3 protein-coding genes are annotated in these 1614 nt (G+C 73.9%); all 3 read right to left on the bottom strand.

The window, feature by feature from the left end:
• Positions 1 to 90 precede the first annotated feature (90 nt).
• Positions 91 to 405: an HPr family phosphocarrier protein gene (locus HMPREF0731_RS20655; RefSeq protein WP_040614280.1), complete on the bottom strand. Its 315-nt coding sequence runs from the start codon at positions 403 to 405 to the stop codon at positions 91 to 93.
• 130 nt (positions 406 to 535) lie between these two features.
• On the bottom strand, positions 536 to 991 hold the full coding sequence (locus tag HMPREF0731_RS20650) for a PTS sugar transporter subunit IIA (protein ID WP_007006174.1): 456 nt from the start codon (positions 989 to 991) through the stop codon (positions 536 to 538).
• A gap of 13 nt (positions 992 to 1004) precedes the next feature.
• The coding region (locus tag HMPREF0731_RS20645; protein WP_007006173.1) for a RapZ C-terminal domain-containing protein at positions 1005 to 1614 on the bottom strand (610 nt) is incomplete at its 5' end.

Below are 1614 nucleotides of genomic sequence, written 5' to 3'. Positions count from 1 at the left end.
GGCTTCGGCCGCGCGGCGGCCTCGGCCGCCTCCTGGGGGGGCGCGGCGGCGCGCGCGGCCTGGCTGTCGGCCTCGTCCTGCGCGTTCGTCTCAGTCTTCATGGAAGCCGGCCTCGATCAGGCCGGCCACCGCGTCGAGCGCTTCCCTGGCATCCCACCCTTCGGCTTCCACCACGACCTCGCTGCCCTTTCCGGCACCCAGCATCATCAGCCCCATGATGGAGCAGGCGGGCACCTTCTGGCCATCGCGCGACACCGTGAGACAGGCAGAAAATCGCTCGGCCAGCGAGACCAGCTTGGCCGCCGCCCGCGCATGCAGGCCGCGGCTGTTGGTGATGCGCAGCGTGCTGCGCAGCAGCAGCGGGTTGGCGGCCGGGGTCGCGGCCGATTCGCCCGCCCCCGCCATGTCGGAGGGGGAGGCGACCGCCGCCGCCTGCCAGAAGCGCAGCCCCTGCGGGTCCAGCCTGATCGCCATCGCATCCTCCTCCATCGCTGCTCCGCCCCGCCGGCCCGGCGCCGCGGCCCGTCCTGCCCGGTCAGCCCAGGCGGCGGGAATTGTCCTGGCTCAGCTCGGCCGGCGGCGGGCAGCGCGCCGGCGTCGCACAGGCGATATAGTGTCGCCCGGCGCGCATCGCATGCTCCACCGCCGGCGCCAGCGGCTCGGCGCCGCGCACGCGGGCCAGCTTCACCAGCATCGGCAGGTTGACGCCGGCGATCACCTCGATCGCGCGGCCCGCCTCCAGGCTGTCCTGCGCCACGGCGGTGGCCAGGTTGGAGGGGGTGCCGCCGAACATGTCGGTCAGCAGCACCACCCCATCGCCCTGGTCGACGCGGTCGACGCAGCCGAGGATGTCGGCCTTGCGCCCCTCCATGTCGTCCTCCGGCCCGATGCAGACCGTCTCGACCTGCGCCTGGGGGCCGACGACATGCTCCATCGCCAGCCGGAACTCCTCGGCCAGGCGACCATGGCTGACCAGCACGAGGCCGATCATTGGGGATGCGCCATCAGAATGTACAAGAAGAAGGGGCCTCCCGACCCGGTTGCTGGAACGGCGCCGTGGCGCCGTTGCGCGCCCCGCGCCCGGCCATGCCGCCCGATCCCTCGGGGAGCGCCAGTTCGCGGTGGCGGAGATCGACCGGCCAGCCTTGTGCGGCCAGATGCGCCGCCAGACGCTCGGCCACCAGCACGGAGCGGTGCTTGCCGCCCGTGCAGCCGAGCGCGACGGTGAGGTATTTCTTGCCCTCCGCCGCGTAGCGGGGCAACAGCGGGTCCAGCAGCGCCGTCATGCGTTGCCAGAATGGGCCGAAATCCGGATCGGCCGCGATGAAGGCGGCGACCGGCGCGTCCCGCCCGGTCAGCGGCCGCAGCGCCGGGTCGTAATGCGGGTTGCGCAGGAAGCGCAGGTCCAGCACCAGGTCCGCCTCGCGCGGCAGGCCGCGCGGGAAGCCGAAGGACAGCACCGCCACCGCCATGCCCGCCGGACCGCCGCCGCCGCGGTAGCGCCGCTCGACCAGCCGGCGCAGCTCGGGCAGCGGCAGCTCGGTGGTGTCGATCACCGCGTCCGCCGCCTCGCGCAGCCCGTCCAGCAGCGCCGCCTCGCGCGCGATGCCATCC

The sequence above is a fragment of the Pseudoroseomonas cervicalis ATCC 49957 genome (assembly GCF_000164635.1).
GTDB lineage: Bacteria > Pseudomonadota > Alphaproteobacteria > Acetobacterales > Acetobacteraceae > Pseudoroseomonas > Pseudoroseomonas cervicalis.
This window is presented reverse-complemented; position numbering and strand designations above follow the sequence as displayed.

Coding starts and splice junctions, on each gene's coding strand:
- HMPREF0731_RS20655 (WP_040614280.1), bottom strand. CDS start 405: ATGGCGGGGGCGGGCGAATCGGCCGCGACCCCGGCCGCCAACCCGCTG.
- HMPREF0731_RS20650 (WP_007006174.1), bottom strand. CDS start 991: ATGATCGGCCTCGTGCTGGTCAGCCATGGTCGCCTGGCCGAGGAGTTC.